26 protein-coding genes are annotated in these 25,616 nt (G+C 62.3%); 16 read left to right on the plus strand and 10 right to left on the minus strand.

The window, feature by feature from the left end; genetic code table 11:
* Positions 1-708: 708 nt before the first annotated feature.
* The 3 genes from pepT to AC1DLV_RS18000 form a co-directional block, all read right to left on the minus strand.
* On the minus strand, positions 709-1,956 hold the full coding sequence (pepT, locus tag AC1DLV_RS17990) for a peptidase T (protein WP_476801265.1): 1,248 nt from the start codon (positions 1,954-1,956) through the stop codon (positions 709-711).
* Between the two features lie 121 nt (positions 1,957-2,077).
* Positions 2,078-3,235 carry a YncE family protein gene (locus tag AC1DLV_RS17995; RefSeq protein WP_476801266.1) on the minus strand — a complete coding sequence of 386 codons (1,158 nt, stop codon included), beginning with the start codon at positions 3,233-3,235 and terminating at the stop codon, positions 2,078-2,080.
* Positions 3,232-4,065 (minus strand): creatininase family protein, encoded by an 834-nt coding sequence (locus AC1DLV_RS18000; RefSeq protein ID WP_476801267.1) that lies wholly within the window; start codon positions 4,063-4,065, stop codon positions 3,232-3,234. The genes AC1DLV_RS17995 and AC1DLV_RS18000 overlap by 4 nt, the downstream gene beginning before the upstream one ends.
* Positions 4,066-4,250: 185 nt before the next feature.
* Here AC1DLV_RS18000 and AC1DLV_RS18005 point away from each other — a divergent pair, with 185 nt between their 5' ends.
* Both AC1DLV_RS18005 and AC1DLV_RS18010 read left to right on the plus strand, forming a co-directional pair.
* On the plus strand, positions 4,251-4,925 hold the full coding sequence (locus AC1DLV_RS18005; RefSeq protein ID WP_476801268.1) for a permease: 675 nt from the start codon (positions 4,251-4,253) through the stop codon (positions 4,923-4,925).
* Between the two features lie 88 nt (positions 4,926-5,013).
* Positions 5,014-5,808 carry a DUF2189 domain-containing protein gene (locus AC1DLV_RS18010; RefSeq protein ID WP_476801269.1) on the plus strand — a complete coding sequence of 265 codons (795 nt, stop codon included), beginning with the start codon at positions 5,014-5,016 and terminating at the stop codon, positions 5,806-5,808.
* 3 nt (positions 5,809-5,811) lie between these two features.
* On the opposite strand, the gene AC1DLV_RS18015 is transcribed toward AC1DLV_RS18010, so the two are convergent.
* Both AC1DLV_RS18015 and AC1DLV_RS18020 read right to left on the minus strand, forming a co-directional pair.
* A complete protein-coding gene (locus AC1DLV_RS18015) occupies positions 5,812-7,095 on the minus strand; it encodes a serine hydrolase domain-containing protein (protein WP_476801270.1) in 1,284 nt (427 codons plus the stop codon).
* 52 nt (positions 7,096-7,147) lie between these two features.
* Positions 7,148-8,536 (minus strand): alginate export family protein, encoded by a 1,389-nt coding sequence (locus AC1DLV_RS18020; protein ID WP_476801271.1) that lies wholly within the window; start codon positions 8,534-8,536, stop codon positions 7,148-7,150.
* A 369-nt stretch (positions 8,537-8,905) separates the two neighbouring features.
* Between AC1DLV_RS18020 and AC1DLV_RS18025 the strand changes: the two genes are divergently transcribed.
* From AC1DLV_RS18025 to AC1DLV_RS18035, 3 genes are all read left to right on the plus strand, one after another.
* The gene (locus AC1DLV_RS18025) at positions 8,906-10,345 is read left to right on the plus strand and encodes an FAD-binding oxidoreductase (protein ID WP_476801272.1); all 1,440 of its coding nucleotides are present in this window, start codon (positions 8,906-8,908) and stop codon (positions 10,343-10,345) included.
* A 173-nt stretch (positions 10,346-10,518) separates the two neighbouring features.
* Positions 10,519-10,860, plus strand: coding sequence for an ArsR/SmtB family transcription factor (locus AC1DLV_RS18030; protein WP_109574106.1), 342 nt, complete (start codon positions 10,519-10,521; stop codon positions 10,858-10,860).
* A 23-nt stretch (positions 10,861-10,883) separates the two neighbouring features.
* Positions 10,884-11,375, plus strand: a complete 492-nt coding sequence (locus tag AC1DLV_RS18035) for an SRPBCC family protein (RefSeq protein WP_476801273.1) — start codon at positions 10,884-10,886, stop codon at positions 11,373-11,375.
* 30 nt (positions 11,376-11,405) lie between these two features.
* Here AC1DLV_RS18035 and AC1DLV_RS18040 read toward each other — a convergent pair whose 3' ends face one another.
* Positions 11,406-11,726 (minus strand): hypothetical protein, encoded by a 321-nt coding sequence (locus tag AC1DLV_RS18040; protein ID WP_476836204.1) that lies wholly within the window; start codon positions 11,724-11,726, stop codon positions 11,406-11,408.
* A 74-nt stretch (positions 11,727-11,800) separates the two neighbouring features.
* The gene (locus tag AC1DLV_RS18045; RefSeq protein WP_476801275.1) at positions 11,801-12,703 is read right to left on the minus strand and encodes a LysR substrate-binding domain-containing protein; all 903 of its coding nucleotides are present in this window, start codon (positions 12,701-12,703) and stop codon (positions 11,801-11,803) included.
* A 154-nt stretch (positions 12,704-12,857) separates the two neighbouring features.
* Here AC1DLV_RS18045 and AC1DLV_RS18050 point away from each other — a divergent pair, with 154 nt between their 5' ends.
* From AC1DLV_RS18050 to AC1DLV_RS18090, 9 genes are all read left to right on the plus strand, one after another.
* Positions 12,858-14,039 carry an MFS transporter gene (locus AC1DLV_RS18050; protein ID WP_476801276.1) on the plus strand — a complete coding sequence of 394 codons (1,182 nt, stop codon included), beginning with the start codon at positions 12,858-12,860 and terminating at the stop codon, positions 14,037-14,039.
* A gap of 90 nt (positions 14,040-14,129) precedes the next feature.
* Positions 14,130-14,963, plus strand: a complete 834-nt coding sequence (locus AC1DLV_RS18055; RefSeq protein WP_476801277.1) for an aldo/keto reductase — start codon at positions 14,130-14,132, stop codon at positions 14,961-14,963.
* A 210-nt stretch (positions 14,964-15,173) separates the two neighbouring features.
* A complete protein-coding gene (locus AC1DLV_RS18060; protein ID WP_476801278.1) occupies positions 15,174-15,620 on the plus strand; it encodes a glyoxalase superfamily protein in 447 nt (148 codons plus the stop codon).
* Positions 15,621-15,948: 328 nt separating this feature from the next.
* A complete protein-coding gene (locus tag AC1DLV_RS18065; RefSeq protein WP_476801279.1) occupies positions 15,949-16,743 on the plus strand; it encodes an ABC transporter substrate-binding protein in 795 nt (264 codons plus the stop codon).
* Positions 16,744-16,822: 79 nt separating this feature from the next.
* Entirely contained in the window at positions 16,823-17,500 is a 678-nt protein-coding gene (locus tag AC1DLV_RS18070) for an amino acid ABC transporter permease (protein WP_476784245.1), read from the plus strand.
* Positions 17,501-17,525: 25 nt separating this feature from the next.
* Entirely contained in the window at positions 17,526-18,656 is a 1,131-nt protein-coding gene (locus AC1DLV_RS18075; RefSeq protein ID WP_476801280.1) for an aminotransferase class V-fold PLP-dependent enzyme, read from the plus strand.
* Between the two features lie 144 nt (positions 18,657-18,800).
* Complete coding sequence (gene leuD, locus AC1DLV_RS18080) at positions 18,801-19,406, plus strand: 3-isopropylmalate dehydratase small subunit (RefSeq protein ID WP_476801281.1); 606 nt, start codon at positions 18,801-18,803, stop codon at positions 19,404-19,406.
* A gap of 185 nt (positions 19,407-19,591) precedes the next feature.
* Positions 19,592-20,425, plus strand: coding sequence for a hypothetical protein (locus AC1DLV_RS18085; RefSeq protein WP_476801282.1), 834 nt, complete (start codon positions 19,592-19,594; stop codon positions 20,423-20,425).
* Positions 20,426-20,437: 12 nt separating this feature from the next.
* Positions 20,438-20,818, plus strand: coding sequence for a RidA family protein (locus tag AC1DLV_RS18090; protein WP_476801283.1), 381 nt, complete (start codon positions 20,438-20,440; stop codon positions 20,816-20,818).
* A gap of 2 nt (positions 20,819-20,820) precedes the next feature.
* Here the strand turns inward: AC1DLV_RS18090 and vapC are convergent, their stop codons facing one another.
* Entirely contained in the window at positions 20,821-21,210 is a 390-nt protein-coding gene (vapC, locus tag AC1DLV_RS18095) for a type II toxin-antitoxin system VapC family toxin (RefSeq protein ID WP_476801284.1), read from the minus strand.
* On the minus strand, positions 21,207-21,437 hold the full coding sequence (locus AC1DLV_RS18100) for a type II toxin-antitoxin system VapB family antitoxin (RefSeq protein ID WP_476801285.1): 231 nt from the start codon (positions 21,435-21,437) through the stop codon (positions 21,207-21,209). Before AC1DLV_RS18100 ends, vapC begins: the two co-directional genes overlap by 4 nt.
* A 141-nt stretch (positions 21,438-21,578) precedes the next feature.
* Here AC1DLV_RS18100 and leuB point away from each other — a divergent pair, with 141 nt between their 5' ends.
* Complete coding sequence (gene leuB, locus AC1DLV_RS18105) at positions 21,579-22,682, plus strand: 3-isopropylmalate dehydrogenase (RefSeq protein ID WP_476801286.1); 1,104 nt, start codon at positions 21,579-21,581, stop codon at positions 22,680-22,682.
* Position 22,683: 1 nt separating this feature from the next.
* Here leuB and AC1DLV_RS18110 read toward each other — a convergent pair whose 3' ends face one another.
* The gene (locus AC1DLV_RS18110) at positions 22,684-23,373 is read right to left on the minus strand and encodes a DUF805 domain-containing protein (RefSeq protein ID WP_476801287.1); all 690 of its coding nucleotides are present in this window, start codon (positions 23,371-23,373) and stop codon (positions 22,684-22,686) included.
* Between the two features lie 328 nt (positions 23,374-23,701).
* On the opposite strand from AC1DLV_RS18110, the gene AC1DLV_RS18115 reads away from it, so the two are divergent.
* Positions 23,702-25,612 (plus strand): ABC transporter ATP-binding protein/permease, encoded by a 1,911-nt coding sequence (locus tag AC1DLV_RS18115; RefSeq protein ID WP_476801288.1) that lies wholly within the window; start codon positions 23,702-23,704, stop codon positions 25,610-25,612.
* Positions 25,613-25,616: the final 4 nt, after the last annotated feature.

A 25,616-nucleotide genomic window follows, 5' to 3' on the forward strand; every position in this document is an offset into this window, starting at 1 on the left:
GGCCCTGATGGTAGATGCTCGGCTGCATCCAGCCGATGTCATCACCCATGATGAACAGAATGTTCGGCTTGGTTTGTTCCTGCGCCTGGACCATCGAGGTGCTGCTTAAAAGCGCGGCGGCCATGGCCGTTGCCGCTGCAACACAGGCTGCTGCTGCTTTCATATCACATATCCTCCTCTGTCAGGGACAGCCCAAGCCGGTACGGCTCAGGCCTGTTTCAAACGGCTCAAAGGCCCGGTGAAACGTTGGCCCGACCACGGTGCGCGAATGCGGGTCGGGGCAGTCAAAGACTCCATTCCCCTTGCATGCGACTGGTCTTGATCGTCAGATGATGATGATGCGGCACGACAGTGCAACCTACGTGACGTAACGTCAACCTATTTCGCGCAGCGCAGTCGCGGCGCTGCTTATTGGGTGCTCGGGCCGCTGTTGAAGGTGGTGAAGGACTACAAGGCGAGCGGCGAGCGATCGCCCAACTTGCCGGCAGCCAACATGACGAAGTTCTGATCGTTAAGGCCTCGCTCCTACCTTTTGATGAGGGCGGACACCATGCGAGGTCCGGCGTGGGTCATAACGACGATGCTAATACCACCTTAACGTCCGCAATCAAAAATCTGCAGCCGGAAGCTGCCCGTCCGCATCCGGCCCCGATCGAGACGCTCAATAACTCGCTACCGGGCGACCACATCTCCGCCTAGCCCCCGCCCCTACGCCCTCTCCTCCCAAATCCGCGCCAACTCGACGATCGTCTTCACCGCCTTTTCCATGTCCTGGCGGCTGACCCATTCGAGGGGGGAGTGGAAGGCGTGGCCGCCGGCGAAGATGTTGGGGCATGGCAGGCCCATGAAGGACAGGCGCGAGCCGTCGGTGCCGCCACGGATGCTGCCGCGCACAGGCTCCATGCCGGCGCGGCGGACGGCTTCGAGCGCGTTTTCGACGATCTCGGGGTGGCGGTCGAGCACGACCTTCATGTTGCGGTACTGCTCCTTGACCGTGAAGGCATAGGACGAGCCGGGATAGGCCTTCATGACGTCCTTGACGATGGCTTCGAGCATCGCTTCCTTGTCGGCGAGGCCCTGGTCGGTGAAGTCGCGCACGATCAGGCTGATCGAGGCCTTTTCCATCGAGCCCGACAGAGCGGTGGGGTGGACAAAACCTTCGCGGCCCTCGGTGGTTTCAGGCGAAAGCTCCTTGGGCAGCCGGTCGACGATGGCACCGGCGATCTTGATGGCGTTTTCCATGCGGCCCTTGGCGAAGCCGGGATGGATGGCGACGCCCGAAATGGCGATCTCGACGCCGTCGGCCGAAAAGGTCTCGTCTTCGATATGGCCGGCGGTCTCGCCGTCCATGGTGTAGGCGAATTTGGCGCCGAGCTTTTGGAAGTCGACCTTGTCGACGCCGCGCCCGATCTCCTCGTCGGCGGTGAACAGAAGCTTGATCGTACCATGCTTGATGTCGGGATGGGCGATGAGGAACTGTGCCGCCGTCACGATCTCGGCGATGCCGGCCTTGTCGTCGGCGCCGAGCAGCGTGGTGCCATCAGTGGTGACGATGTCGTTGCCGATCTGGTTCTTCAGCTCGGGGTGCTCGGTGACGCGGATGATCTGCTGCGCATCGCCTGTCAGCCTGATGTCGCCGCCGGCATAGTTGCGCAGGAGTTGCGGCTTGACGTTGGTGCCGGTGAAATCGGGCGCGGTGTCCATGTGCGAGCATAAGCAGATGACCGGCACCTGCTTGTCGGTGTTGGATGGCACCGTGGCGTAGACATAGCCATGCTCGTCGAGATGGGCGTCGGAGAGGCCAATCGCCAGCAGTTCCTCGACCAGCAGGCGGCCGAGGTTCTTCTGCTTTTCGGTCGAGGGCTGGGTCGAAGAGCTTGCGTCCGACTGGGTGTCGATGACGACATAGCGCAGGAAGCGGTCGAGCACGGTGTCGGTGGTCATGATGTCGGTCATGTCAGGAGAATCCTTGGGCGAGATCCAACGGGAGGGCTTTGCCCTGCTATAGCCTGCCGGGTGGGCTGCGTGAACGTCCTGTCAGCGCGATCGGCGGTCTCTGGCATAAGACCTGTGCTGTTCAGCGCATGTTGCCGGTATGGCCCTGCGAGTACCTGCCTGGCTGCGGCCAGACCGTCAGGCCGTGCGGTTCGACGCCCACGGGGATCTTCACGACCGCACCGGTGGTGGTGTCGAACATGTAGACCTCGCTGTCGAAGCGGCCGGACAGCCACAATTGCTTGCCATCGGCGCTGACATTGCCCATGTCCGGGCTGCCGCCACCTGGAACGGGCCATTGCGCCACGACCGAACGGCTGGCGAAGTCGATGACGCTGACGCTGCCCTGCCCCCTTGGATGGGAGTTCTCCATTTGATGCGAACCGCGGTTTGCAACGTAAAGTCTCGTGCCGTCGCGGCTGACGGCAAAGCCGTGCGCCCCAACGCCGGTGGCGATGAAACCGATTTCGGCAAAACTGTCTCCGTCGACTAGGAAGACGCCGTCATTCATCATGTCGGCGACGTAAAAAACCTTGCCGTCGGCCGAAAGCCGGATGTCTTGCGGCATGCCCGGTTTCGACAGAGCGAGGCTGCCCAGGACCTTCTGGTTCTGCAGATCGACCTTGACCAGACCGCCGCTGCCAAACTCGCAGGTGAATATCGCGTAGGAATTGTCGGCGGCGAAATCGGCATGATTGATGCCGTGGCAGGTCGGCGTCGCAATGACCGATTTCAGCGCCATGGTTTGCGGATCGCGCAGCTCGAGCCGCTTCAGGGATTCATCGACAATGATCGCCGAACTGCCGTCCGGCATGAAATACATGTTGTAGGGATCATTGACCGGCACGGCACTGCCCGGCTTGCCGGTCTTCGGATCGATGGGCGTCAGGCTGCCCTTGCTCGTGTTGCTGGCGTTGTTGGTGACCCACAGCGTCTTGAGGTCCCAGGAGGGAACAACATGCTGCGGCGCGAGCCCGACCTTGAACCTGTCGACTTCCCTGAGCGTGACCGGATCGATCACCGACACGCTGTTGGAGGAATGATTGGGGACATAGACGCGTGCCAGCGCGCCTGACGTCGCAGGGCTCAGATGGCCGGACGTCGTTTCGCCATAGATGTCGATGCGGCCGGGTATCGGGGGCGCGCTGCAATCTTCCGGGCAGGACCCGGCCGAAGCCGCACTTGCCAGGACAAGCAGCATGAGCGGCGTGGCCATGAAATGCTTGAGCGCTCTGGTCATTTTTGCTGCTTTGCAACGAAAGCGCGGATCGCCTCGGTCGTGCCTGCAACGATCAGGTCGACGCCAAGCTGGCCAAGCTTTGCTGTCGAGCGTGTCGGGTCGCCACCGTACACGCCCTCGCTCGCGTCAAGCTTCGGGCTCGCCGTCATGCGATCCTTGCGCACCATCGATGGATCGATGGCGAGCATCAGCGATGTGTCGGCAAGCCCGGCATGCGTGCCAATTTCAGATTGTTTGGCGCCAGCAGACAAGAGCTGGTCGACATAGGTGGTTTGGGTGATGTTGTAATATTCAAGCGCCGCGAAGACACGCACCGGGGTCTTGCGCCATTCGCTGTTCAAACGCTCGGCCACCGCACGTTCGTTGCCCTGGTAGCTGCCATGGTCGCCGATCAGCACGATGGTCTTGAAACCGTGCAGCTTGAAGCTGCGGGCAGCGGATTCGAGCAGCTGCTCGAATGTCTTGTCGCTGATGGTGATCGTGCCGGGAAACTTCATATGGCCGCTCGGCGGGTCGATGGTGCCTTCCGGGACATAGGAGATAACGGGCGCAACCAGCGCATTGCCCAGTCGCCCAGCTATCTTTTCGGCCAGAAACTTCACCCGCACATTGTGCTTGCCCAGCGCCATAGCCGGGCCATTTTGCTCGGTGCCGCCTATCGGGACGATGATGGTTGTCGTTCCAGCGCTGATCAGATCGCGCAGCTCGGTCCAGGTCTGGTCTTCAAGGGAAACCGATGTGGTCGCGGCATTTGCACCAGTGGGGAGCGCCGATATAGACCAAAGCGCAAGGACGGCACCGAGGAAAGCGAAGTTTCGCTGTGCAACCATTGTGCTCCCCATAGCTGTACACGCTACCAGTACCTGCACAGTTGTGCGTTGTCACTTTACACAATTGCATGAGGTCTTCGTCTTCCCCACCGGCAGGTGCGCCAGCCGATCGGCGCTGGCATCACTCTTCCCAGACGGCGTTGCCCTCGCCATGATGGTTGCACGGTACAAGGAGGGGATAGGGCATGGATTTCATGCGATTGCTGAAATCGCTCGAGGAGCTGCTCTACGAGCTGGCTTCGTGGCTGCTGTTCTACCCCATCACCATGTGGCGGACGCTGCGCCACCCGCAGGCGATGATGCATTATGCCGACGTGGAACTCGCCGACGATATCGCCGAGCAATATACCGACACGCTCGGCCCGCCGCTATTCTTGCTGATCACCTTGCTGATCGCGCATGGCTTCGAACTGGCATTGGTCAGCCAGGAAATGCCTTGGGCGCCGCCATCGTTTCTGGCGAGCGATTCCAACCTGCTGCTGTTTCGCGCCGTGGCCTTCAGCATCTTTCCGCTGCTGATGGCACTGAAGCTGTTGCGCCATCGCAGCATCCGGATTGACCGCAACACGCTGAAGCGGCCCTTCTACAGCCAGTGTTATGTCGCAGCCCCCTTCGCGCTGGTCACCAGCATCGGCGGCGTGCTGACGCGCATCGACAAACCCGCAACCATGCTGGCGGGGCTGGTGCTGTTTGGGCTTGCCACGCTCTGGTATGCGACAGTGGAAACACGCTGGTTTGCCAAGCATCTGGAGCTGTCGCTGCCACGCGCCGCACTCAAGGTGATCGTCACCTTGTTCCAGGGGCTGGTGGGGATACTGCTGGCGGGAGCGGCGGCGGTTTTCGGCCTGGGCGCGGCCTGAGTCAACGAAAGCTCTTGATCCTGATCAATACACTTTGCACCGAGCCGTGCATGGTCTGATAAACTACGACGACGCGAGGGAGGAAGCGATGGTCGATGTGAACAAGGCGGCACAGCCAGGCAAGAGGCCGGGGGCGCTGCCGGAGGTGCGGACGCTCACGGTGGCCGACATACGGGCCAGTCTTGCCGAAGGGGCCGCCGACTTTGCGCGCCGGCCAATGATCGGGCTTATGATCGGCGCTGTCTTCGCCGTCATCGGCATCCTGATCACCATAGCGCTCGTCGTGCTGCACGAACCCTGGCTGATCTATCCCTTTGCCATCGGCTTTCCGCTGGTCGGGCCCTTTGCCGCCGTCGGCCTCTACGAGGTCAGCCGCCGGCTGGAGGCCGGACAGACGCCGAGCCTGCGCGAAGTGCTCGCGGTGGTATGGGCGCAGCGGCGGCGCGAGGTGTCGTGGATGGCCTTCGTCATGCTGTTCGTGTTCTGGATCTGGATGTACCAGATCAGGCTCTTGATAGCGTTGATCCTCGGGCGCATGTCGTTTGCCACGCTCGACCGCTTCGTCCATGTGGTGACGACGACGAACGAAGGCTGGATCTTTCTGGGCGTCGGCCACCTCGTCGGTGCCGCCCTTGCCCTGGTGCTGTTTTCCCTCACCGTGATCTCGATCCCGATGCTGCTCGACCGCGAGGTCGATTTCGTCACCGCCATGATCACCTCGGTGCGCACGGTCCTGGCGAGCCCGGTGGTCATGCTGGGCTGGGGGTTGGTGGTGACGCTTACGGTACTTGCAGCCTGCCTGCCTTTCTTCCTTGGGCTTTTGGTGGTGCTGCCGATACTCGGCCACGCCACCTGGCATCTTTATCGCCGGGCGGTGGTGTAGGTCTCACTGCATCAAATGCTTCGCCACCGCCTCGTAGGCCGGCAATGTGGTCGGGTCGTTGGCGGCATTGCCAGCCGTTGGATGCGATGCGAAGCGGGCGATGACGACGCGCGCCTTGGGGTCGATGTAGAGCGACTGGCCATGCACGCCACGCGCCATATAGGCGCCGTGGTCGTTGTTGGTGACCCACCACATGCCGCGGTAGCTCCAGCCCTTGAGCAGCGCATAGCCGGCCTTTTCAAACGCCGCCTTGTCGCCGCCGGCGCGGATACGGGCGATCGCCGCCTCGGGCACCAGGCGCTGGCCGTTGATGACGCCGTCGTCGAGCAGGACCTGGCCAAGCCGCGCCATGTCGCGCAGGCCCGCGTTGAAGCCGCCGCCGGCAAAGGGTGTGCCGGTGGAATCGACGGTGTAGTAGGCGTCCTGCTCGGCACCCATCTTGCTCCAGATCCGCTCCGACATGACTTGGGCGACGGATTGTCCGGTGACGCGCGCAATGATCCAGCCGAGTGCGTCGGTGTTGATGGTCTTGTAGCCGAAGGCCGTGCCGTGCTCGCCTTCCTTGCGCACCGTCTGCAGATATTCGAAGTAGCTGCGCGGGCCGATGTAGCCTTCCGGTTTGGGCAGTGGGTTGCCCGCGGCCGAATAGATCCAGACATCGGCATCGGGATCGGCATAGTCCTCGCTGTAGCGCAGGCCCGTGGTCATCTCGAGCACCTGCTTGATGGTGGCGTCACCGAACGCGCTCTTGGCCAGCTCAGGCACGATTGATGCCACCTTGGCGTTTTCGTCGAGCTTGCCCTCGGCCACCAGCATCTCGCCCAAAAGGCCGGTGAGCGACTTGGTGACCGACATCGCGCCGTGCTGGCCGGCGTCGTCGAGGCAGCCGAAATAGCGCTCGTAGACGACCTTGCCGTCATGCAGGACAACGATGCCGTCGGTGTAATTGGCGGCCAGCGACTGTTGCCACGTCATCTCCGCGCTGCCACCGAGTGGCGTGAATTTCACCGCGTCGATGGTCTCGTCGGTCTTGCGCTCGAAAGGCAGCGGCGCGCCAAGGCCACGGCTGACATTAACCGTCGGCATCAGCTGGCGAAAGTTGCAGACCGTCCAGCGCATTTTGGGGAAAGAGAAATAGTCGGGATCGGTGAAGCGGATGATCTTGTCGGCGGGCGGCGGCGCACCGACCATCCAGCCAAGCTTGACGGGGTCGGACTCTTCGGCTGACAGCACTTTTGCCTCCTGCGCGTGAGAGATCGAAGGCGATAGCGCGATGGCGGCTGCCATGGCCAAAGCCCGCACGCTAGCAAAGCTGCCCGACCGCGCTTCGGCGCGAACTTCAGAAATTGACGACCACATTGGCAAACGCTCCCGCCCAGGTTGGTGCATCGGCATTGACGATAGAGTCTATGCCCTGCCCAGGGAATGATGCGCTGAGCCCGACGGTGAGAAAGGTATTCGGATTCAGCACGCGATTATATTCAAGAAAGATGTCATCCGAGAGATGGTGGTTGGTGGCACCAGCAATCGGGCTGGGCACACCACCTGATGTTTCGACACGCGTGCCTTGCCCGAACTGGATCGGGCTCAGCAATTCGTTGGCGCGGATATGCGCGTAGCGCAGCGTGAACGTGTCCCGCTCGGTCGGTGTGACACGCAGGCTGGCCTGATACGAACTCACATTGGAGTTGATGAACACCATCGACGACTTCGACCCGGTCGACCAGTTGCTCGGGCTGCCTTCGTAGAAAAGCGGGTCGAAACGCTCGAGCCTCGAGGTCGACGGGTCGTCGCCAGAAAATGTCTGATATGACAGCGCGATGGTCGGCGACCACGACAGATCGGCAAAGGTGTATCCGACATGGGTGCGGGCGGCCCAGGCCCGCATGTCGATGTCATTGTTCCATTCATAGGCCACTTCGGCGCCGGCAAAGAAGTTCTCGGAAACGCCTGGGAGCGGCGTGCCAATGGCATAAAAATTGACGAAGTTCAGGCCCTGCCTCGCATCGGGCAGGATGGTCGGCGCGCCTATCCCGTCCGGAGCCGCCTTGGGGTAAGGCGACGTCGACTCCAAAACATGGCCAAGCGTTAAGCCGACAAAGGAATTGACGGAGGGCCAGTCGTAGCGAAGGTCCGTACCGATGAGCTTGGTGCTGCTGCTGGTGTCCGGCAATTCGTTGGGCTGGAGGTAAAACACCGTTCCGCTGAAATCGTCGTAGCCAGCCTCGCCCAGTGCCGCCATCTTCCAGGCCTTGCGTGGTCCGAATTTGAGAGCACCGCGCTCAAAGCCGCTGTTGCCACCATTGGCGATCAGCATTCCGGTACCCGCCTTGAACTCGCGCGGGCCAATCGAGACGTCGAACGAGCTGCGACCAGTATCGGCGGAACGCAATCCGAGATAGCCCTCCTCAAGCGTGATACGGCCGGTGTCGCCGATGCCGTAGGCATCGATGCCGAGCGTTCCTGAGGCCACCGCCGAAATCTTGCCATAGGCCATCGGAGCATTGTCGAACTCCTTGATGAAGCTGAGGCCGGGCTTCACATAGCCCTCTAGCCATTGCTTGTCGGGGTTGAAGTTTGCCGATGGCGCGAAGGTGTTAGCGAAGTTCCAGAACAGATTATGCTCGATCACCGCGTTCAGGCCCGCCTGAAGATGCGCCCTGATGACGAGGCGGTCGCGGTCGAGCAGCAGCATGCGATCCTCGGCAAGCGCCAGATCAGCGGACAAGCTGGCTGAGAGAAGGGCAGCTGTCGCGGTCCAACATGCAATACGGCGCACGCCCGGCCTGAATCTCATTTTGCCCAATTGCCTTGCAGCGCTCGGTGGTCGATGTCGCTGCAAGTAGGCCGCATCGTTGGTTCCGTCTCCGGCTATGCCGCGTCGAGACACGGAACTAACTGAGTTGTTTGGCACTATGGCGACTGGACCGTGCCGCGGCAAGGCGCGAAGGCAACAGGCGCGGCCCCGGCGACGAGACACCGCACCCATCACTTTCAGCAACAGGCCCGTGCTTGTTCTTGTTCATCCTTCTCGCGAGGCGCACAATTGCCGGCTGCGGAGGAAGAGGAGGCGTTACACCTACGAGAGGAACATATCATGAACGACTTGAGCCTCACGACATTGGAAGGAGGCATGACGACGATCAGCGCACCGGCGCTTGAGGCATTTGCCGCAAGCCTGCGCGGTCAAATGCTCCATGCCGGCGACGAGGGCTATGACCAGGCCCGCTCGGTGTGGAACGCCATGATCGACCGCCGGCCTGGCCTTATCGTGCGCTGCGTTGGCGCCAGCGATGTCATAGCCGCAGTCAAATTCGCACGTGAAAACAAGCTTCTGGTCGCCGTGCGCGGCGGCGGACACAACATCGCCGGCAGTGCTGTCTGCGACGGCGGGCTGATGATCGACCTCTCCATGATGAAATCGGTGCGTGTCGACAAGGTGGCGCGCCGGGCCTGGGTCGAGCCGGGAGCGCTGCTTTCCGATGTCGACAGGGAAACGCAGGCCTTCGGTCTTGCGGTGCCGACCGGCATCAACTCGACCACCGGCATTGCGGGGCTGACGCTCGGCGGTGGTTTCGGCTGGACGGCACGCAAGCTTGGGCTGACCATCGACAATCTGCTTTCGGCCGATGTAGTAACAGCCGATGGCGAACTGGTGCGGGCCAGCACGTCCGAACATCCCGATCTGTTTTGGGCACTGCGCGGCGGCGGCGGCAATTTCGGCGTGGTGACGGCGTTCGAATTCAAGTTGCACAAGCTTGGCCCGCAGGTGCTGTCGGGACTGGTCGTGCATCCCTTCGACGACGCCAAATCGGTGCTCAAGCAATACCGGAAAGTGCTTGAAGACGCGCCCGACGAGCTGACCTGCTGGACGGTGATGCGCAAGGCGCCGCCCCTGCCCTTCCTGCCGGCACAATGGCACTGGAAGGAGGTCCTGGTGCTGGCCATGTGCTACTGCGGCGACCTTGAAGCCGGCGAAAAGGCGACCAAAGCCTTGCGCGGCATCGGCAAGCCGATCGTCGACGTGGTCGGGCCAAATCCCTTTGCCGGATGGCAGACGGCCTTTGATCCGCTGCTGCAGCCCGGCGCGCGCAACTACTGGAAGAGCCACGACTTCATCGATCTGCCTGATGCCACGATCGACATACTCGACAAGGCGATCCGCGCCTTGCCCGGGCCCGAATGCGAGATCTTCATCGGCCATGTCGGCGGTGCGGCCGGGCGGGTGGCGGCGGATGCCACGGCTTTCCCGCAGCGCAATTCGCATTTTGTCATGAACGTGCATGCGCGCTGGCGCGAGGCGTCGATGGACAAGGCCTGCATGGGCTGGGCCCGCGACATCTACGAGGCGAGCAAGCCGCAGGCGGTGGGCACCGCCTATATCAACTTCATGCCCGGCGACGAGGCCGACCGGGTCGAGGCTGCCTATGGCGGCAATTATGCCAGGCTGCTGGAGGTGAAGCGGAAATACGATCCCGACAATGTCTTCCGCATGAACCAGAATGTGCATCCGAAAAAGGCACGCAAAGCGGCCTGAGCACGCAAGGCGGCCTGAGCACGCAGAGCGGCTGGATGCCTATGGGCGCGGGCGTACTGGAAACATTTGTCCAGCGCGCGGGGGCGTCCATTTGTCAGCAACACCGTCACGGCGGCTTGACGGACATCGGCATTGTTCATAACCTTTGAGTTATAGAATAAGAGGGTTATAAAATGACGCCGTCCGAACGTCTCGATGCCACCTTCACGGCACTTGCCGATCCGACCCGGCGCGCGATCCTTGCCAGGCTGATGTCGGGCGAAGTCTCGGTGATGGACCTGGCCGAACCGTTCGCCATGAGCCAGCCGGCGATTTCCAAACATCTCAAGGTGCTGGAGCGTGCCGGTTTGATCTCGCGCGGGCGCGACGCGCAGCGCAGACCATGCCGCATCGAAGGCGAGGCCCTGGCCGAAGCAACCGGCTGGCTCGATGAATACCGAAAAGTCTGGGAAGGCAACTACAAGCGCCTCGACGCGCTGCTTGCCGACCTGCAGGCGAACCAGGGCAAGGCCTGAGACGATAGCCAAGGGAGAGGACGATGACGCACCGGCTGGAAGTGACGACCCCGAGCGATCGCGAGATCGCCATGACGCGCGTCTTCGACGCGCCGCGCGATCTGGTCTTCGACTGCTGGACCATACCCGCACTCTTGAAGCGCTGGATGACCGGACCGGACGGCTGGTCCTTCGCCGTCTGCGAGATCGACCTGAAGGTCGGCGGCAAATACCGCTTTGTCTGGCGTCATCAGGACGACCGCGGCGACATGGGCATGACCGGCACCTACAGCGAGATCTTGCGGCCCGAAAAGATCGTCAGCGTCGAACTGTTCGACATGGACTGGACCGATGGCGAGGCGCGCTCGACGCTGGTGCTGACCGAAAAGAATGGCCGGACGATCTCGGTCAACACCATGCTCTATAGCTCGCGCGAAGCCAGGGACGGCGCCATCGCCATCGGCATGGCCAAGGGTGTGGAGGCCGGTTACGACAGGCTGGATGGCATCCTGGCGGAGCAGGTGGCGGCGAAATAGCTCACCCGCCGACAAGCCCAAGGTGAAAGCTTAGCGGCAGACGGTGCCGAAGATGTTGCCGAAAGGCTGGATCTGGCAGCCTGGCCTCATGACGGGCACGTCGGGCCGCAGCGGCACGACCTGCTGGCGGTCCTGCTCGCGATATTGCCGTTGCTGGTATTGATAGTTCAGGCGATCCTGACGGCTCTGCAGTACTTGCAGTTCGTTCAGCCTCAGATTGGGCATGGGCTGTATCGTCAGCACATTGGGGACGGGCTGAACCGCCAGATCAAGCGCAAATGCAGACGGCGCGGCTGCAAGCATCAAGCCTGCCGCGAGTAAAACCACCTTCAATCTTGCCATCGAGCGCATCAACAGCCTTTAGCCTTTCGCGCGGACAATTGCACCCTGCGAAGATAGTGCATGTGCCAGCCGATGCAATGACGTCAGGCGCCGCGCGTCTTTTCGGCGAGGAAATCGATGAAGGCGCGGATGCGCGCGGCGAGGTGGCCGTGGCCGGCAAACACCGCATGGATCATCTCGATGTCTTCGGGATTATAGGCTTCGAGCACCGGCACCAGCGTTCCGGCATCGATGTCGGCCTGGACCTGGAAACGTCCGGTGCGAATCAGGCCCACGCCGTCGAGGCACAGCCGCCGCAGGCTCGGGCCGTTATTGGCAAGCAGGTTGCCACTGACGCGCTGGGCGAAGTTTTCGCCGGTCGCCGGGTCGCGAAAAATCCACTCGTCGCGGCTGCGCAGAAAATTGAAGCGCAGGCAGTTGTGACCCGCAAGATCGGCCGGCTTCTGCGGCACGCCGTGCCTTTCGAGATAGGCAGGCGAAGCGACCACGACGCGGCGGATCTCCAGGATCTTGCGCGCCTTGAGCGCGGAATCGCGCAGCTTTCCGGAGCGGATGGCGACGTCGGCGCGCTCTTCATAGAGATCGATGACGCTGTCGGTCAGCGACAGGTCGAGCTCGACCTCGGGGTAGAGTGCCAAGAACTCCGCCATATGCGGCACGACATGGCTGGCGCCGAAGGCAACCGAGGCGCTGACCCTGAGCGGTCCGCGCGGCACCGCATTGGCGCCGCCAGCGACAACACGCTCGGCCTCCTCGATCTCGCCAAGGATGCGTCTCGCGCGTTCGAGATAGATTTCGCCCTCCGGCGTCAGCTGCAAGCTGCGGGTTGAGCGCACCACAAGCCGGGTGCCGAGGCGGTCTTCGATGCGGGTGATCAACTTGCTGACCGCCGACGGCGACAGGTTGAGCTGGCGACCGGCGGCGGAGAAACTCTTGAGCGAAACGGCCCGGACAAAGGCCTCCATTTCACCGGCCCTGTTGTCCATGGCTCGCCTCTTGTGAATTCAATTCACAAGCATTGATCCATCATAGCGGATTATTGCGCAAGTCCGCCTGCACCATATTGCCCGACAAGGATCAACCCGGCGATCGAATTTCGCCCAACGACGCCCGCTGCCCACGGGCGGGAACGGTGCTGCCATGCCTCTTGCCATTTTCGCGCTCACCATCGCGGCCTATGCCATAGGAACAACCGAATTCGTCATCGTCGGGCTGTTGCCGACTGTAGCCCAGGACCTGCAAATCACCTTGCCGCTCGCCGGCCTGATCGTCAGCGTCTACGCGCTCGGCGTCACCTTCGGTGCCCCGGTCCTGACCGCACTGACCGGCCGCATCGAGCGCAAGCCGCTGCTGCTCGGCCTGATGGCGTTGTTCATCACAGGCAATGCCGCAGCGGCGCTGAGCCCCAGCTATGAGATGCTGCTGGTCGCCCGCGTGCTGTCGGCCTTCGCGCATGGTGTGTTCTTTTCGGTGGGCGCCACGATCGCTGCCGACCTCGTGCCGGAAAACCGCCGCGCCTCGGCGATCGCCATGATGTTCATGGGCCTGACGGTGGCGATCGTCACCGGTGTGCCGCTCGGCACCTTCATCGGCCAGACATTCGGCTGGCGCGCCACCTTCTGGGGCGTTTCGCTGCTCGGCGTTATCGCCTTTGCCGGCATCGCCGCACTTTTGCCCTCGACGCTGAAAAAGGCGGCACCGTCGAGCCTGCTCGATCAGGTTCGCGTGCTCGGCTCCGGCCGGTTGCTTCTGGTCTTTGCGATGACGGCACTTGGCTATGGTGGCACCTTCGTTGCCTTCACCTACCTCGCCTCGATCCTGGAGCAGGTTACCGGTTTCGAAGCCTCCAGCGTCAGCCTGATCCTGGTGCTTTATGGCCTCGCCATCGCTGTCGGCAACATCGCCGGCGGCCGCATCGCCGACCGCAACCCGGTCAAGGCGCTGACCGTGCTGTTTGCGCTGCAGGCCGCGGTGCTCGTCCTGTTCAGCTTCACGGCGATTTCGCCCTTGTGGACGCTGGTGACGCTTGCCGCCCTCGGCTTCCTGTCCTTCGCCAACGTGCCTGGCCTGCAGCTTTATGTCGTGCAATTGGCCAAGGAGCATCGGCCGGGCGCGGTCGATGTGGCGTCGGCACTCAACATCGCCGCCTTCAATCTCGGCATAGCCCTCGGCGCCTGGATCGGCGGCCTGGTCGTCGCCTCGCCGCTCGGCCTTGGCGCCACGCCCTGGGTCGGTGCTGTACTGGTGGCTGGCGCATTTGTCCTGACCATGTGGAGCGGCGCACTCGACCGACGCGCCGAACCGCTGTGCCAGCCGGCTTAAGATGATTGATCGGCGGCACCTGAGACCTACCTAATGGCGGAGCCATCCGCCCGAGCCCCCCACCAACAAATCCCCACCAAGGAAAACATCATGAAATTCGTTACCGCCAGTGGCGCGACAATTCCGGCTTTGGGCTTCGGCACCTTTCGCATGCCCGGCGCGGAAGTTCTGCATGTGGTGCCCGAAGCGATCAAACAGGGTTTCCGCCACATCGACACCGCCCAGATCTATGGCAACGAGGCCGAGGTCGGCGAGGCTATCGCAGCTTCGGGCGTCGCCCGTTCGGACATCTTCCTGACCACCAAGGTCTGGGTCGACAAATATCAGCACAATGCCTTCGTGAAGTCGGTCGACGAGAGCCTGAGGAAGCTTCGGAGCGATCATGTCGACCTGTTGCTGCTGCATTGGCCGAACGATGCCGTGCCGCTGGCCGAGCAGATCGGCGCGCTCAACGAGGTCAGGAGCGCTGGCAAGGTCCGCCACATCGGCGTCAGCAATTTCAACACGGCGCTGATGGCCGAGGCGGCGAAGCTGAGCGCCGCACCTTTGGTCACCAACCAGGTCGAGTACCATCCTTATCTCGACCAGACGCCGGTGCTTGAAGCGGCGCGCAAGGCCGGCATGTCGGTGACCGCCTATTACGCCATGGCCGACGGCAAGGTGATTTCCGACCCTGTGCTCAAACAGATCGGCGCAAGCCATGGCAAGACGGCCGCACAGGTGGTGCTGCGCTGGCTGGTCCAGCAGGACGGCGTGGTGGCACTGACCAAGACAGCAACACTGTCGCGCCTGCCGGAAAACTTTGACGTCTTCGACTTCGAACTTTCCGACGACGAGATGAAGGCGATCTTTTCGCTTGCCACCCCAGGCGGACGCATCGTCAGCCCGGGCGGGCTGGCACCGGCATGGGACAAGGCGGCCTGAAGTCCGGCCCCAGGCGCCCCTTATTGACGGCGCGCCTGCTTCTTCCTATCTGAGGGCGGTCAAGGGCGGGAAGCCCCTGCCGCCCGCAGCCGCAAGGCCTGGTGAAGCTTCCCTTCAAAAAGTTCGTTTCCCTGTCGATGCGACGGCCGAAGCGGCAATGCGGGCTCCCGACCTTCAACCGCCGTTCGCGCATCGCGAAGGAGCGAACCCATGACCAACGGTCACACAAACGACTACAAGAACAACGCCCGCAGGCTGCGCGATGCGCTGGCCAGCGAGGGCATCGCCGTCAGCCACGCCAAGGCGCTCGAACTCGTCGCCCGCCAGGAAGGCGCGCGCGACTGGAACACGCTGGCCGCACGTCCCAACGGCACCAAGACCGACGAGCCCACCGACACCGCACCGTTTACCGTCGGCGAGACGGTGTCGGGCACCTTTAACGGCAATCCCGCCAAGGGTCGCGTCATCGGTCTCGAAGAGACGATCAAGCCGGATCTCTGGCGCGTCACCGTCGCCTTCAACCCGCCAGTGGACGTGTCGACCTCAAAACTGTTTTCGTCGGAACGCCGGCGCATCCAGATGGTGGTCGGAGCCGACGGCCGCTCGCGCCGCCTGACCGGCACCGAAACCGGCGTGATGGCGCTCAACCGCGCCTGATATCAGCCATTTTCTCCGCATCAAGCGGCCGTGGATCGTAACCCGATCCGCGGCCGTTTCCGTTTTGGCGGCCCATGCTGCGAGACGATGCGATCCGCATCTGGACGAAATTAAATGCATATGCAAATATCGAACTGAGGGGGAATGGAGGAGACATCGGGGCCAGGCATGGGAGTGCAAGCTCGCCGCAACCGGGCCTGGGACGTATTTTTTCATCCACCACAGTATGCCAATGCATATTTATACGCTTGAAGCAGATTCAGCGCAGTAAAACGCTGCTGACGACTGCCACGGTTACCGTCGTCAATCGATCAAAGGGAGGAACAAAATGGCATTCTCTAAACTAGCTGCCGGCATGGCCATGGTCTTTGCGTTCGCGCTGTCGGCCCCGGCCATGAGCCAGGAGGCACTCGTCGTCGGAGCCTATCCGGCGAACCCGCCATGGGAATTCAAGAACGAAAGCGGCACCTTTGAAGGTTTCGAGATCGATGTCGCGACCGAGGTTGCCAAGCGCCTTGGCCGACCGGTCGAATTCCAGGACATGGGCTTCCAGGCACTGTTTGCAGCGTCCAGCTCCGGGCGTATCGATTTCGCGGTGTCGTCGATCTCGGTCAACAACGAACGCCTGCAGAACCAGTCCTTCACCCAGCCCTATTATGACGGCGACGGCACGGTCATCGGGCGCGACGCGTCCGACATCACGGGTCTCGACGGCCTCAAGGGCAAGGTCATCGGCGTGGTCGCCGGCACGACGGGCGAAGCCTGGGCCAAGGAAAACACCGAGAAGCTCGGCCTTGCCGAGGTGCGCAGCTACAACGCCCAGCAGGACTTGCTGCTCGACATCCAGGCCCAGCGCGTCGATGGCGGCGCTGGCGAACTCGCCGGCTTCCAGTATGCCATGACCAAGACGCCGGGCTTCAAGGTGCTGGTTCGCATTCCCACCGGCGAACGCTTCGCCATGATGGCGCGCAAGGACCATCCCGCCATCGTTGAGGCCAACGATGCCGTCTCCAAGATGAAGGCCGACGGGACGCTGGCTGCGATCCACAAGAAGTGGTTCGGCGTAGAGCCGGACGCTGGCACCAGCACGACCACCGAGATGCCGCTGCCGAAAGCCGAGTGAGCCTGAAGGCTCTACCGTCAACCGTTGAAACGATGCTGCGGCCGCTCAAGGCCGCAGCATCTTGCGCACGGACCTCGCCATGGACCTGATCACCACCTTCTTCAACTGGGACATTCTCGTCCGGTCGTTTCCCATGCTCATGCGCGGCGTGGGCAACACCATCCTTTTGGGCATCGCCAGCATCGTCTTCGGCGGCGCGGCTGGGCTCGCCGTCTGCCTGATGCGGCTCTACGGGCCGAGGCCGGTGCGTCTCTTTGCGATTGCCTATGTCGATTTCCTCAGGGCAATGCCGATCCTGGTACTGCTGATCCTGATCTACTACGCCCTGCCCTTCGTCGGCATCCGCTTCTCGTCATTCACCGCAGCAACGCTGGCGCTGTCGCTGGTGCTCTCGGCCTTCACCGCCGAGGTCTGCCGTGCCGGCATCGAAAACGTGCCGAAGGGCCAGTTCGAGGCGGCCTCGGCGCTCGGCCTCGGCTTCTGGACGACGATGCGCACGGTTGTCTTGCCGCAGGCTCTGCGGGTCATCATCCCGCCACTGACCAGCAACTGCGTCTCGATCTTCAAGGACACCGCACTCGCCTCGGTCGTCGCCATGCCCGACCTGTTGAAGCAGGCGACGGACGCCCAGGCGCTGATGGCCAACCCGACGCCGCTGATCGGCGCCGCCGCCATGTATCTCGTCTTCCTCCTGCCGCTGGTTCGACTGGTCAGCTACCTCGAAGAACGCGGCAAGCGCCAGATGACGGCGCGTTGACCCCCGACAATCGGAATTCTGAACGATGACCACCCCAGACGGTTCGGCCTATTTCCTTTATCACTCGATCGGCATGTATCCCGGCAAGGCCGAGGCCATGGCGGCAGCCCTGTCCGACTTCGCTGCGAGCTGGGGCGCCTTCGATGACGGCCAGTGGATGCGCGCATTGGGAAAGCGCCAGCGTTTCATCGACCTCTGGAGCGCATTGATAGGCGCGCCAAAGGGAACGCTGACCTCGGCCGAAAACGTCACCACTGCACTTTACAGCCTGATCGGCGCGCTGCCGAGCCACCATCTTGCCGGACGCCGCGTGCTGGTGGCGGCCGACTGTTTTCCAAGCCTGCACTTCCTGCTTGCGGGACTGGCGCCGCGTTTCGGCTTCACGCTCGACACGGTGCCTGTGCGCGATGGCGAAGCCTGGGTCCACGACGACGATGTGATCGAGCAATGGGGCGAAGACGTGGGCCTGGCGCTGCTGACCCAGGTCACCTCGACAGCCTCTCACCGCTGCGACCTCGACAGGCTGGTCGCCCATGGCCGCAAGATGGGAAGCCTCATCGGTGTCGACATCACCCAAGGGGTGGGCCTGATCCCTTTCAAGGTCGACGCTCCGGCGGTCGACTTCACTGTGTCGACGACGCTGAAATGGCTGTGTGGCACGCCGGGCGCCGGCATCATCCATGTCGCTGAAGCGCTTCTCAAGCAGTGCCGGCCGGAATTGCGCGGCTGGTTCAGCCAGGAAAACATCTTCTCCTGGGATCTCAATGCTTTTGCTTATGCCGCCGATGCCCGCCGCTTCGACCACGGCACGCCTTCGGTGCTGGCTTGCGTCGGCTCGCTGCCGGCACTGGAATGGCATGCGGCGCATGACAAGCAGGCATTGCTGGCGCACAACCGCGCGCTGGGTGTAGCGATCATCGCGCAAGTCGACGAGATGGGCCTCGTGCTCGCCAGCCCACGCGACGAACGCCATCGTGGCGGCAGCATCATGGTACGGCTGCCTGTCGAGGCTGATACGGCAAGGATCGTCGATGGCCTGCGCGAGCGCGGCATCTACACCGATTGCCGTGGTCGCATCCTGCGCCTGTCCCCAGGCATCATCACCACCGAAGCGGGCGTAGCAAGATTGTTCGAGGGCCTACGCCACCTGTTATAGGTTGGACGCCCTTCGAGCCATGCAGCCATAGCCGGCAGCCTGGACTTGCGGGCTGCCGTGGCGTCTAAACGCTTTTATTCCCGGCCAAGCTTGTGTAAAGCGAGGCAAGCCAAATCCCCGCAACAGCCAGACGGGCACAAAGCCATGGAAAAATTCACCAAGCTCACCGGCGTCGCCGCGCCGCTGCCGATCGTCAATGTCGACACCGACATGATCATCCCCAAGGATTATCTCAAGACGATCAAGCGCACTGGCCTTGGTGTCGGGCTTTTCGCCGAAATGCGCTACAATGAGGACGGTTCGGAAAACCCCGACTTCGTGCTCAACAAGCCAGCCTACCGCAAGGCACAGATCCTCGTTGCCGGCGACAATTTCGGCTGCGGCTCGTCGCGTGAGCATGCACCGTGGGCGCTGCTCGACTTCGGCATCCGCTGCGTGATTTCGACGTCCTTCGCCGACATTTTCTATAACAATTGCTTCAAGAACGGCATCCTGCCGATCACAGTCAGCCAGGAAGACCTGGATAAGTTGATGGACGACGCCTCGCGCGGCGCCAATGCCACTGTGTCGGTCGATCTCGAAGCCAAGGAAATCCGCGGTCCCGACGGCGGCGTGGTCACCTTCGACCTGGACGACTTCCGTCGCCACTGCCTGCTCAACGGTCTCGACGACATCGGCCTGACCATGGAAAAGGCGAAGTCGATCGACACCTATGAAAAGAAGGTCGCCGAGAGCCGCCCCTGGGCCTGAGCCTCGACATCTGAGCTAAAATTTCGAGAGCCCCGTCCCGATGGAAATCGCGGCGGGGCTTTTTGCTGGAGCAACAGGCTGCGGCTGACAGGCCTGATGTGCCATGCCATTGTCGCGCCTCGGGATTCGGAGCGCCAAGATCGAGCTGCTTCGTGACATCGCACGTCGATTTCCAGGAGCAGACAATGAAATCTTCCGCCCTCCTTGCAGCATTCGCGCTGGCGTTGACCGCCTCGTCGGCGGCTCTGGCCCAGGAAAGCGAGCCGCAGAAGATCCCCTTCGAAGGTGGCAATTTCACCATCACCGAGACGCCCGAGCTCGACAAGATCCTCGCATATGAAGGCAAGGAGCTGGCGCGCAACTATGTTGCCTATTACGAGCGCACGGTCGACCTCAACGGCACCAAGGTGGCCATCTTCGACGTCGGCGATGGCGGCAACGCCTGCGGCCCTGAGACCGTGCTCGCCTGGAAAACCGATGCAGGCATCCAGTCGACCGTCGTCGGCGACGGCGAATGCGGCACGCCGCCGGCAGCCGCGACCGGCGATACGCTGTTTTTCGTGCCTTACCTCAGGCCGGGCGCCAGTGAGCCCGTGCGCATCTGGTCGCCGCAGGACGGGTTGAAGGTGGCAGGCCAGTTGAGCTTCGTGCCGCAGCCAGGCACCGGCTGGGCCGATATTGTTGCTGACAAGATCACCTATCCATCCGATTTCTTTGCCAATGCCGAACTCTACACCGCCGCCCAAGCGCTGCTCGGCGACGACCTTGAGCAGGTGGCGCTTGGCCTGTCGGTGGCTGGCGAGCCCGAAAAGACCGCATCCGGCATCCTGTTTGCCAGCGGTTGCGTGCCGCATGCCTGCGGCAGCGCCGACGCCTTCATCGGCGTCGATGTCGCCGGCAAGAAGCTCTATTTCGCCCAGCAGACCGACACACCCGAGCCTAAAACCTGGCCCGCGCTCGCCGAATGGCCAGCCGAGGTCAAGGACGCCATGACCAAGGCGCTGACCCCGCCGCAATAAGGGAAAGACCATATGCGCAAGCTGATCTCCACCGGATCGCCCTTCGAAAAGACCGCCGGCTATTCGCGCGCGGTCGTGCAGGGCGAGTGGTGTTTCGTGTCCGGCACCACCGGCTACGACTATGCGACCATGACCATGCCGGAGAGCGTCGAGGCGCAGACGCGCAACTGTCTCGCCACCATCGCCAAGGCACTGGCCGACGGCGGCTTTGAAATGGCGGACGTCGTGCGCGCGCATTATTACATCACCGACCAGGCCTATGTGGATGTGGTGTTCCCGATCCTCGGCGAGACCTTCGGCGACATCCGGCCGGCAGCGACGATGATCGTGTGCCAGCTCAACAAGCCAGAGATGAAGATCGAGATCGAGGTGACGGCGCTGAAGCGCGGCTGATTTCAGGCGAGCTGAAGGCCAAGGTGCTCCACCATCGGCAGAAAGTCGCGGTCGTCCTGGAGGAGCTGGTGACCGTGCTCGATGCAGAAAGTGGCAATGATCATGTCGGCGAGCGCCCCGATCGTGAAGCCATGGCCGCGCATTCGCCGATAATTGGCGGCGGCGGCCGTCGCCAAACGGTCATCCATCATGGTGACGATGGGATATTTACGCAGATGGGTTTCGAGGAGCGCGGCATGGCGGTCGTCACGCGCACCGCGCAGAATCTCCAACAGGACGACGTCGCCGAGCAGAACATTGCCCCGCGCGGTCTCATGGCGGAGCTGAGCTACCCCCGGGCGCTCGGCATCGCGTAAGGCAGATATCCAGACCGACGTGTCGACGACGATCATTGCTTGTCGTTGAGAGCCCAGTCGACCGCAGGTGTCCAGTCGTCGCGCATCGCGTCAAGGTCCCCTTCCCACCCCAAGCCACGCATGGCTTCGAGCGCAGCCATCTGTTCTGAAATTGCGATCACCTTGCGCAATGCAGCTTCGACCGTAGCTTTTTTGGTAGACTCACCAGTCACCTTCATGGCCTCCGCCATGAGACGATCGTCGATGTCGATATTCGTGCGCATGTTGCACCTATGTGTATAGATTACCTAAAACATACACATCGTAGGCTTGAGATTCAAGCAACCCACGCCTTTCCCGCTTGCACGCGCGGCCCGCCAAGGCTAGCAAGACCGCGGTTCACGCATCTTTCGGAAAGGCTTTCCATGGCGACGCGCAATCTTCTTCTCCTGCCTGGCGACGGCATCGGCCCTGAGGCCATGGCTGAAGTCCGCAAGCTGATCACCGCAATGAACGAGAAGCTAGGCACCGGCTTTGTCACCGAGGAAGGCCTCGTCGGCGGCTCGGCCTATGATGCGCACGGCCAGGCGATCTCCGATGCCGACATGGCCAAGGCGATGGCGGCGGACGCGGTGCTGTTCGGCGCCGTCGGCGGCCCGAAATGGGATGCCGTGCCTTACGAGGTTCGCCCAGAAGCTGGCCTTTTGCGCCTGCGCAAGGACATGGAGCTGTTTGCCAACCTGCGTCCGGCAATATGCTATCCCGCGCTTGCCGCTTCGTCCTCGCTCAAGCAGGAAGTTGTCGAGGGCCTCGACATCCTGATCGTGCGCGAGCTGACCGGCGGCGTCTATTTCGGCGAGCCCAAGCAGATCATCGACCTTGGCAACGGCCAAAAGCGCGGCATCGACACGCAGGTCTATGACACCTTCGAGATCGAGCGCATTTCAGGCGTCGCCTTCGAATTGGCGCGCACGCGCCAAAACCGCGTGACGTCGATGGAAAAGCGCAACGTCATGAAGTCGGGCGTGTTGTGGAACGAGGTGGTGACCGCGACCCACAAGGCCAAATATGCCGACGTCAAGCTCGACCACATGCTGGCCGACGCCGGCGGCATGCAGCTGGTGCGCTGGCCCAAGCAGTTCGACGTCATCGTCACCGACAATCTGTTCGGCGACATGCTCTCGGACGTCGCTGCCATGCTGACCGGCTCGCTCGGCATGCTGCCTTCGGCTTCGCTCGGTGCGCCAGATGCGCTCACCGGCAAGCGCAAGGCGCTCTACGAGCCGGTGCATGGCTCGGCACCGGATATCGCTGGCCAAGGCATCGCCAACCCGATCGCCATGATCGCGTCCTTTGCGATGTGCCTGCGGTATTCCTTCAACATGGTGGCCGAGGCCGACCGTCTCGAAGCAGCGATCGCTGCCGTGCTCGACGAAGGCCTGCGCACCAAGGACATCATGTCCGAGGGCAAGACCGAGGTCGGCACCACTCAGATGGGTGACGCCATCATCGCGAAGTTCTTCGCCTGATCTAGGCGGCCGAAGCGTAAGGCGGGGGAACCTTCACCCCCGCCGGAACCGGCCCCCACTTGTTTTCGTGCTTCTGTGACGGCAGCAGCGAGAACACCAAGATGATCAGCCCGCCGACATAGGGCAGCAGGATCAGCAGATAAAACCAGCCCGACAGGCCGAGATCATGAATGCGGCGCACGGTGACGGCAATGCACGGCACTATGCCTGCCAGCACCAGCAGGACCGATAAGGCAGCTGCTGCCACCGGCTGCTCCTGGCCCGCTGCGAGATTGCCGAGCGCGCCGTCGATGCCAAAGCCGGCCCCCATGAACAGCACCAGTGAAATGGCCCAGAACAGGTAGAAGCCCCAATACTCCTTGCGCCGCGCCCGGCCACGGAAATTGGCGTAGTTGGCAGTCATCCCACACCAGAAATACGACCACAGGCTCGTCTTTTCGACGGCAGTGCTAACTGCCATTCGGCCAAACTGCTGTGGGGGCTGCGCCGTAGCCGGCGCCATGACCTGGCTGCGGATCGTAAAGACGTCGCGTGCCTTGCCACCGCTCGGCTGAAATTCGACCTCAGCACCCTTGTCGATCGGCATGACGCGACGCAGGTCTTCGCGTCCAAACGCATAGCGATTGCCATCAGCGCCTAAAAGGAAGCCGAATCCCTGGGTTTCGTCGTAATAAAGCACTTCGCCGCGCATTTTCCCCTCGTCAGCCGTCAGACGCACTCTGTGCAAAGTTTTGGTGCCGGCTGCAAGCTTGCGCGGCCCTTCGCCCTATCCCCCAAGAGGCGTATCCGAAACGCTGATGTCGTTGCCTTTCGGCCACTGATCACGACGAGGTGAATCCAATCGAGGCCGCTTGGGGGACAATTCGATTTGAGAATGCTCAACTCATGTTACCCTTCGCTAAAGAAAAGGGCACTGGGTAGGGAACACTGTGATTCGGGTCGCTAGACCTCGATATCGATCGCTAAACAGATGGCGTCGCCGCGCCGCAAGGCCGCCTCCCCTGACGCCGGTTTCGGCGATGCGTAGCTTCTGGGGCCTGATGCGGGCCTACTGGGTCTCGGATCGCTGGAAGGAAGCCTGGGGGCTGACGCTGGTGATCGCCCTCCTCACCGCACTTTCCAGCAAGGCCAGCGTTTGGATGGCCGAAGCATCAGGCGATTTGGTCAATTCCATCGCCTTCTTTCACGACCCGGCCAATGCGGCGCCACTGGCGTCCCTGCTGACCAGCGCGGGTACATTGGTTCTTCTGGTGGTCATCAAGGATGCGGGCTTCACCGGCATCCGGCACCTGTTTTCCACCACCTTGCACCGCAAATGGCGTGGCTGGCTCGATAGCCGCTTCAACGCGGCACTGCTCGACGCCAATCACACTCATTTCCACGTTCAGCACAATGCGGACGCGACCAACGGTTCGGGCAACGGCTCGGGCATGGCACCCGACAATATCGACCAGCGCGTCCAGGATTCCATCAAGGGCATGACCGGTGGCGCAATCGGGCTTGCCATGGGCATCATGAGCGTTGCCACGTCGCTCTACTTTGTCGGCCAGAAGCTCCTGGAGACCTCGACCTCGGTGCGCGGCCTGGAAATCCTCGGCAACTATGGCAGCTTCGTCCTCGCACTGGCGGCTGTCGCTGCCTATGTGCCGCTGAACACCTATATCGCCATGAAGCTCGGCGGCGTGATGGAGCGCCTCAGCGTCAGGATGCAGCAGGCCGAAGGCAGCTACCGTGGCGAGCTGACGATCCTGCTCAGGCGCAGTTTCCACGTCGCCGCATCGCGCGGCGAAGGCGTGCAGCAGGCGATGCACGACCGGCTCTATCGCGACATCGACCAGACCTGGGGACGGCTCAACACAGTCAACGCCGGCTACATGTCGTTTGAATCGATCTACGGCTTTGTCGCTGCCCGCATCGTCGCCTATGGGCCGGGCCTTGTTCCCTACATGCACGGCCAGATCAACCTCAAGGGCTACATAACCGGCGCCGAACTGGTGAACTCGCTGATCAGCCAGTGCTCGTGGTTCATCCAGGTCATGCCGGCAATCGCCACGCTCAGGGCCAATAGCGAGCGCGTCAGCGATCTCGCAAAAGCGATCGAAAACGTCCAGAGACCGCCGGCATTCTACGCAGCCACCGGCCAGTCCGAGTTCAGCTATGGCAACCAGAATGCCCTGTTTGGACTGACGATCCGCAATCTCGAGCTGATGCATCAGGGCCGCGAGGCAAGTCCGTTCCTGACGATCGCCAATCTGCGCTTCAGGCGCGGCGAATGGACCTTCGTGTCTGGCCAGTCCGGCTGCGGCAAGACCTCGCTGGTCAAGGCGATCAACGGGCTGTGGCCGTATGGCCGTGGCGCCATCGTCTTTCCCGAAGGTATCAGGTCGTTCTATGCCACCCAGGATATCAAGCTGCCGCAGGTTTCGCTGAAGCAGCTTGTCTGCCTGCCAGACAAGCCGGACGCCCACTCGGAGGCGGGAGTGGCCGTTGCCTTGCACAAGGCCGGCCTTGGCGACTTCATCGAACATCTCGGCGACGAAACACGCCAGGGCAAGAGCTGGGATCAACTGCTTTCAGGTGGCCAGAAGCAGAAGCTGGTGGCGGCCCGCATCCTGCTTTTGCAGCCTGGCTTGCTGTTTCTCGACGAAGCGACCGCAGCGCTTGATGTCGACGCCAAGATCGCCTTTCACCAGGTAATCAAGGACAATTGTCCCGACGTCACAGTGATCAGCGTCATGCATGAGGCGACACCGCCGAAATCGGCGATGGGCATCGAGTTCTACGACAGCATCCTTTGCATTGCAGATGGCGTTGGCTCGAAGAAGGCGTTGGCCAGCCTGCCGGCCGAGCTGACCACGCTCCTGGCCCAGCCCCAGTCGAGCGAAGGGTCGCGGCTGCGCCTGCCGCGCATCAGGCTCAGGCAGAAGTGAGCCG

The organism is Aminobacter sp. 01T433 (assembly GCF_056398585.1).